Annotated in this window: 6 protein-coding genes; 2 read left to right on the top strand and 4 right to left on the bottom strand. The window is 68.7% G+C overall.

From position 1 onward, the window contains the following. The first annotated feature begins 87 nt into the window (after window positions 1-87). Entirely contained in the window at window positions 88-2,613 is a 2,526-nt protein-coding gene (locus tag ACYP33_RS30495; protein ID WP_459625030.1) for an ABC transporter permease, read from the top strand. A 43-nt stretch (window positions 2,614-2,656) separates the two neighbouring features. After that, on the top strand, window positions 2,657-3,073 hold the full coding sequence (locus ACYP33_RS30490) for a group II truncated hemoglobin (RefSeq protein ID WP_459624991.1): 417 nt from the start codon (window positions 2,657-2,659) through the stop codon (window positions 3,071-3,073). Window positions 3,074-3,158: 85 nt separating this feature from the next. On the opposite strand, the gene ACYP33_RS30485 is transcribed toward ACYP33_RS30490, so the two are convergent. From ACYP33_RS30485 to ACYP33_RS30470, 4 genes are all read right to left on the bottom strand, one after another. Then, window positions 3,159-5,018, bottom strand: coding sequence for an ArnT family glycosyltransferase (locus ACYP33_RS30485; RefSeq protein WP_459624990.1), 1,860 nt, complete (start codon window positions 5,016-5,018; stop codon window positions 3,159-3,161). A gap of 321 nt (window positions 5,019-5,339) precedes the next feature. After that, window positions 5,340-6,098, bottom strand: coding sequence for an SDR family oxidoreductase (locus tag ACYP33_RS30480; RefSeq protein WP_459624989.1), 759 nt, complete (start codon window positions 6,096-6,098; stop codon window positions 5,340-5,342). 136 nt (window positions 6,099-6,234) lie between these two features. After that, entirely contained in the window at window positions 6,235-6,819 is a 585-nt protein-coding gene (locus ACYP33_RS30475) for an LOG family protein (RefSeq protein ID WP_414442663.1), read from the bottom strand. Next, on the bottom strand, window positions 6,816-7,529 hold the full coding sequence (locus ACYP33_RS30470) for a TetR/AcrR family transcriptional regulator (protein WP_414442662.1): 714 nt from the start codon (window positions 7,527-7,529) through the stop codon (window positions 6,816-6,818). The genes ACYP33_RS30475 and ACYP33_RS30470 overlap by 4 nt, the downstream gene beginning before the upstream one ends. Window positions 7,530-7,642 lie beyond the last annotated feature (113 nt).

The following is a 7,642-nucleotide window of genomic DNA, read 5'->3' as shown; positions in this document are numbered from 1 at the left end:
TCACATGGTGTCGCGCTTCAATTCACTCGGAGGCAAGCAGGATTGACCACGCAGCATGAAGCAGGGCGCGCCGCGCGCGGCGCACGTCTGACGCCGGGCGAGCTGGTACGGCAATCGATCCGGATGACGATGCGCGACTGGCGCTCGGGCGAGCTGACGCTGCTGGTGCTGGCGCTGGTACTGGCCGTGGCGGCGCTGACCAGCGTGGGTTTCCTGTCCGACCGGCTGCGTCACGGCCTGGAGCGCGACGCGCGCCAGATGCTCGGCGCCGATTTCGTGGTGCGCGCCGATCATCCGGTCGATCCGGCCTTCGCGGCCGCCGCACGCGCGGACGGCCTTTCCACCGCCTCCACGGCGATTTTCCCAAGCATGGTGGGCGGCACCGGCGCGAATGCGCCGTCGCGGCTGGCAGCCGTCAAGGCCGTGTCGGACGGTTATCCGTTGCGAGGCCGGGTCGAGATCGCGGCCGCGCCGAACGCGCCGGGCCGCGCCACCGCCACGATTCCGGCGCCCGGCACGGTGTGGGCCGATCCGGCCCTGCTCGACGCGCTGCACCTGAAGATCGGCGATGTGGTGCGTGTCGGCCTGCGCGACTTCCGCGTGTCGGCGGCGATCACCCGTGAACTCGACCGCGGTTTCTCGTTCGTCAGTTTCTCGCCGCGCCTGATGCTGCGTCAGGACGAACTGGCTTCGACGGGGCTGATCGGTTACGGCAGCCGCGTCACCTATCGCCTGCTGGTGGCCGGCCCCGATCCGGCCGTCGCGCGCTTCGCGGCGCTCGCGCACCAGCGCGTGGACGGCGGCAAGCTGCGCGGCGTCGCGCTCGAATCGCTGCAGGAAGGGCAGCCGCAGGTGCGCGAGACGCTCGACCGTGCGCGCCATTTCCTGACGCTCGTGTCGCTGCTGACGGCGCTGCTGTCGGCCGTCGCCATCGCGATGGCCGCGCAGCGCTACATGCGCCGGCATCTCGACGGCTGCGCGGCGATGCGTTGCCTCGGTACCAGCCAGCGCACGCTGGCCGGGCTGTTTACGCTGGAATTCGTCGCGATCGGCATCGTGTCGGGCGTGCTCGGCGCGGCGCTCGGCTATCTCGGCCACCTTGCGCTGCTGTCCGCGCTCGGCAACCTGATCGACGTGGTGCTGCCGCAGCCGGGCATCGCACCGGCGCTGATCGGCGTCGGCGCGGGGCTGGTGCTGCTGCTCGGCTTTGCGTTGCCGCCGCTGTGGCCGCTGACGCGTGTGCCGCCGGTGCGCGTGCTGCGCCGTGAATGGGGCGAGGCGGGGCGTACCGCGTGGCTCGGCTACGGCCTCGGCGTGGTGCTGTTCGCGGCGCTGCTGATCGTCGCGGCCGGCAACCTGCGGCTCGGCCTGATCGTGGCGGGCGGCTTCGCGGGCGGGTTGGTGCTGTTCGCGGCGGTGGCGCGCGCGACGCTGTTCGTGGCGGCCCGCGCGGTGCGCGACGCGCGCGTCGGCGCGGGGCTCGGCTGGCGTTACGCGATCGCCTCGCTGCACCGGCGCGGCACCGCCAGCGCGCTGCAGATCACGGCGCTGGCGCTGGGCCTCATGTGCCTGCTGCTGATCTCGATCACACGTGACGACCTGGTGGCCGGCTGGCGCAAATCCACGCCGCCCGACGCGCCGAATCAGTTCCTGATCGATATCCAGCCCGATCAGCGGCCCGGCGTGGTTCGCTACCTCGCCTCGCACGGCATCGACGATGCACCGCTCGAACCGATGGTGCGCGGCCGGTTGATCGCGATCGACGGCAAGACCGTCAACCCGGACAGCTTCCCCGACGCGAACGCTCGCCGCCTGGTCGATCGCGAGTTCAACCTGTCGTACACGACGCAACTGCCCGACGACAACCGCGTGGTCGAGGGCCATTGGTTCGGCGCCGCGCCGAAGCCTCAGATCTCGATCGAGGCCGGGCTCGCCAAGACCTTGAAGGTGAAGCTCGGCGACACGCTGCGCTTCGACGTGACCGGGCTGACCATCGAGGCGCCCGTCACCAGCATCCGCAAGCTCGACTGGGGCACGTTCCGCGTCAATTTCTTCGTGCTGATGCCGCCGGCCGCGCTGAGCGATTTCCCGGCGATGTACATCACGAGCTTCCATCTGCCGCCCGGCCGTTCGGGCGTGATCGACGGGCTGATCGCGCAGCAGCCGGGCATCACCGCGATCGACGTGGCGCCGATCCTCGCGCAATTGCAGCGCGTGCTGCTGCAGGTGGTGGGCGCGGTGCAGATGCTGTTCGGCTTCACGCTGGCGGCCGGCATCCTGGTGCTGTACACGGCGCTGGCCGGCAGCCGCGACGAGCGGATGCGCGAGGCGGCGCTGCTGCGCGCGCTCGGCGCGTCGCGCAGGCAGGTGGGCGCGGTGCAGCGCGCGGAGTTCGTGATCGTCGGTACGATCGCGGGCGCTTGCGCGGCGGTGGGGTCGCTGGCGATCGGCTGGGTGCTGGCTACCCAGGTGTTTTCGTTCGAGATGGCGATCAACCCGTGGGTGGTGCCGGCCGGCATCGTGGCGGGCGTCGTTTGCGCGGCGGCGGCCGGTTGGTGGAGCCTGCGCAACGTGCTGTCGCGCCCGGCGCTGCATACCTTGCGCGACGCCTGAGCGCGCCGCTGCGGTATCGTTGCGCTTTTTGCCGGATTTCCGTATGACCGACGATGTAACCGATGACGGCGCGCAGGCCAAGCCCAGCGCATTCGAGCTGGTGGGCGGCGAGGCGCGCGTGCGCGAGCTGATCGACCGCTTCTACGACCTGATGGATCTCGAACCGGAGTTCGCGGGCATTCGCGCGCTGCACCCCGATTCTCTCGACGGCTCGCGCGACAAGACCTTCTGGTTCCTGTGCGGCTGGCTCGGCGGCCCCGATCACTACGTGAGCCGCTTCGGGCATCCGCGGCTGCGTGCGCGGCACCTGCCGTTCCCGATCGGCAGCTCGGAGCGCGATCAATGGCTGCGCTGCATGGCCTGGGCGATGGAGGACATCGGCCTCGACGCGGCGTTGCGCGAGCGGCTCATGGTGTCGTTCTACGACACGGCCGACTGGATGCGCAACCGGCCCGGTTGATTCCGGAGGCACGGCATCGCCCAACGAAAAAGGGCGCCAGGCAAGCAGCCCGGCGCCCTTTTTTCTCGCCTGCGCGAGCCTGGTGTCAGTTGTCGTCCGGCGTGCGGACGTACACGCGCAGCAGTTCTTCGTTGTCGCCGGGCCGAGCGCCTGTCCAGTACAGGTCCCACTCGTCGTCGATCTTCGGCGTCACGGCGCGCAGGCCCTGCACGATCATCCACGTGCACTTCGTGCTGGCCGGATTGGCGGTCGGGCGATGTTCGATGCCGGTGAAGTATTGCAGCATCGGCGCTTCCGATTCGCCGAGCCCGAGGCTGGCCATGCAGTCGCCTTCGTTCCATTGCTCGGCCAGATGCGCGTCGAGATCGAGAAACACCGAGCGGTAACTCTTGGCCACGTCGAGCCACGGCAGCAGCAGCGTGAAGATCAGCCCCCAGACCAGCACCACGCCGGCCGCCCACGACAGCGCGCCGCGCCACTTGCCGGTGGCGCGCAGCCACGGCAGCACCCATAGCCAGCCGATCGTCAGCACCAGCCCGGCAGCGGCGAACCCGAGGTCCAGCGGCGCGGTCCAGTCGAGCGGCAACCAACGGCCGAGCCAGTGGATCGACGCGCGCGAGGCGTGCGCCGACGTCATGATCGACCAGACATACCAGGCATAGACGGCGACGCAGCCGAACAGCAACCGGCTCGCGTAATCCCACAGCATCGCGGCGCGCAGCGGCATGCGCTCGGGCGCGGCGGCCGCGAGCAGGGCCAGCGGGGCGATGAACGGCAGGATGTACAGCTCGCGCGAGGTGGCCGACATCTGCAACACCATCATGCCGATGCCGCCGAACAGCGCGGGCAGCGTCACCGCCGGGTCGCGCCACGCGCGCCAGCGGCCCGCGAGCAGCGCATAGGCGGCCAGCGGGCCGACCGGGAAGCCGACCGTCAGCAGCGCTCGCCAGATGAACAGCGGCTTGTCGTTTTCGGCGCCGAGGTTGGGCACCGAAAAGCCGAAGAAGCGGCCGACGTTGTTGTCCCAGAACCAGGTCATGAACAGCGATTCGGAGCGCAGGAACAGCGCGGTCGGCCAGATCAGCGCGAACGGCGCCAGCACCAGCGCGGCGACGCCGAGCGAGCGGAAGAACGCGCGGTTGCGGCAGGCCGGATACAGCGCGAGCACGAGCGTGAGCGTCGCACCGAACACGAGCGGCACGAACAGCCCCTTGGCCAGCAGCGCGATACCCACGCCCGCGCCGAAGCCCGGCGCGGCGAAGCGGCTGGCGGGCCGGCCCGCGACGCGCTCGGTCACGAGTTCGAGCAGCGACGAGAAGGCGATCGCCGCGCCGGCCATCAGTGCCACGTCGGTCATCATGTCGTGGACATGCTTGACCACCACCAGCGTGCCCGCGCACAACGCGACCGGGCCGATCACGCGCAGGTCGAGCCAGCGCGGCGCGCGCGTGGCGATACGGGCGGCGCGCGCGGTGAAGCCGAACGCGAGCGCGGCGAACAGGGCGCTCGCGAGACGCGCCGCATCATGCAGTGGAAGGTAGCGGCCGAACAGCCAGGCGAAGGCGGCGGCCGTCCAGTCGTAGATCGGCGGCTTTTCGAGGAACGGCTGGCCGGCATTGGTGGGCACCACCAGGTCGCCGGTGTCCAGCATGTGCTGGATGATGCCGAACGTATAGGTTTCGTCCTGCTTCCACGGGTCGTGACCGACCACGCCCGGCAGCAGATAGGCACAGGCGATCGCGATCACCAGCAGCCAGACGCGCCAGTTCGCGCGCGCGAACCCGCTCGGCCAGGCGCCGGCATGCGCGGCGTCGCCCGGCAACGGCAGGCCGCCGCCCAGCGCGGCGGCATTGGCGGCTTGCGACGCCCCCTGATGGAGCGCGACATGACGGATCGGGGCACGTGCGGACGAGCGCGGGCCGCCGGGAGCAGTAGGTCCCTGCATCGAAAAACGTCTCAAAAGTCGGTGAGTCAGCCGGCTGCTTCGGCCGGATGATTAACGCTGCCGTGGGGGGCGGATTGCCGCAGTGAAGGACCGCGATGGACGCTAGTTAAGCACGTTTTTATTACGGCCTGTTACGAAAACTATGGCCGTTCTGTGAGTTTTTTTGGCGTGTGTGTTGTTTTGTGATTTGTACGTTTGCGGGTGTGGCTTTTGCGACACAAGCGTGGCAAAAAACGCCGGCCCGGAAGGGCGGGGAGCGGGCGAGGTCTGATGATTGGGCTGCGGAACCCGCTTTCGGCGGGCGCCGGCCCGGTATGTGGGTTAGCGTCCGCCGCCGACGTCGACCAGCGTGCCGGTTACATAAGAGGCGGCGCTGCCGAGCAGCCAGACGATGGCTTCGGCCACCTCGTCGGCGCGCCCCGGGCGGCCGATCGGCGTCTGCGCGCCGAGCCGCTCGGCGCGATCGGGTTGTCCGCCGCTGGCATGGATCTCGGTATCGATCAGGCCGGGCCGCACCGCGTTGACGCGCACCCCGTGCGGCGCCAGTTCCTTCGCCAGGCCGAGCGTGAGCGTGTCGACCGCGCCCTTCGAGCCGGCGTAATCGACGTATTCGTTCGGCGAGCCAAGCCGCGCCGCCAGCGACGACACGTTGACGATCGCGCCGCCGCGTCCGCCCCGATTGGTCGGCAAGCGGCGCGCCGCTTCCCGCGCGCACAGGTAGGCGCCCAGCACGTTGACGTCGAACAGGCGGGTGAGCCGCGCCAGGTCCATGTCGGCCAACGGCAGCGGCGGCGCGACGATGCCGGCGTTGTTGACGAGCGCGTCGAGCGGGCCGAGCTCGCGCTCGACGGTGTCGAACATCGCGATCACGTCGGCTTCGGCGGCCACGTCGCCTTGTATCGTCACGGCGCGGCCGCCTTGGTCGCGGATCTCGCCCGCGAGCGCGTCGGCCGCCGCCGCATCGCGTGCGTAATTGATGCCGACGGCCCAGCCGCGTGCGGCGGCGAGCCGCGCCGTGGCCGCGCCGATGCCGCGGCTCGCGCCGGTGATGAGGACGACAGGATGTTTCGAATCGGACATGACAGGCGGCTCCGTGATGGGCGGATCGGCGCGCGACGTCACGGCGGCGAACCGCAGGGGGACGACAGGAAAGCAGGAGGATAAAGCGAACGAGGCCGGCGCGGCGCCGGCCTCGCGGGATCGGATCGAAGCGGGCTCAGGGCGCGTCGGCCACCGGCGTCCACTTGTCGCGCAGCGGCGGCACGTAGCGGCGCAACTGATCGAGCATGCCGTCGGCCGTGGCGTCGACGCACAGCGATTCGACGTAGGTGTTGGCCATGAAACCCTCGTCCACCGTATGACGCAGCATCGCGACCAGCGGATCGTAGAAGCCCTCGACGTTCAGCAGCGCCACCGGCTTGCGGTGATAGCCGAGCTGCGCCCAGGTATAGACCTCGAAGAATTCCTCGAGCGTGCCCGCGCCGCCCGGCATCGCGACGAACGCATCGCTGAGGTCGGCCATCATCTTCTTGCGGTGATGCATGTCGGGCACCACGTGCAATTCGGTCAGGCCGACGTGGCCGACTTCCTTGTCGAGCAGCAGCTTCGGGATCACGCCGACCGCACGGCCGCCGGCGGCCAGCACCGCATCGGCGACGATCCCCATCAGGCCGACCCGGCCGCCGCCGTACACGAGCGTCAGATCGGCGTCGGCCAGCGCCCGGCCGAACCCGCGCGCCGCCTCGGCATATACCGGGCGCACGCCCGGCGACGAACCGCAATACACGCACACCGATTTCATGATTTCACTTCCTTCGGTGCGCCGCGCGGCGGCAGGAAATCGTGGAACTCGCGCTTGGGCAGCTTGCCCGACACCAGATCGTCGAAGATCTGCCGTGAGCGGCCGCGCAGATACGGCGCCATCACCGAGATCACGTGCATGCTGACCTGATGGAGTTCGTCGCGGATCGCATCCTGATCGTTGTATTTGCGCGGATGCATGACGTACTGATACGAGAGCCAGTAGGTGGAGATCACGCCCATGTTGGTGGCGATCACGTCGATTTCGGCTGGCGTGGCCACCAGTTCGTCGTCGGACACCAGCAGATCGCACATGTCGTGCGCAAAGCGCACCTTGTGGCTGATGATCTGCTTGAAGTGGGTTTCGAGCGTGCGGTTGCGGGCGAGCAGGTCGTTCAGGTCGCGATACAGGAACCGGTAGGTCCACATGAAATCGGCCATGTATTGCAGGTACGACCAGGTTTCGTCGATGGTCGGACGGTGATCTTCGGGAAAGCGCAGTCGCCGTTCGATCTGCTGCTCGAACTGGGCGAAGATGCTGTTGATGATGTCGTCCTTGTTGCGGAAATGGTAGTACAGGTTGCCTGGACTGATTTCCATTTCCTCGGCGATCGTGGTGGTGGTGACGTTCGGTTCGCCGATTTCGTTGAACAGCTTCAACGACAGCTCGAGGATCCGTTCACGCGTGCGGCGGGGAGGTTTCGCTTCCATGTGTCGTCCGGCCCTGAATGTGCCGGACGAGCGGGCGCGGCATGAGGATGCGGCGGCTTCGTCCGGCTCGGGTTAGCTTGTCTTTCGAGACTATCGGACGATTATAAACGGTC

Source organism: Burkholderia sp. 3C (genome assembly GCF_054589155.1).
Note: the sequence above shows the minus strand (reverse complement) of the source record. Positions and strands in the feature narration are given on the sequence as shown.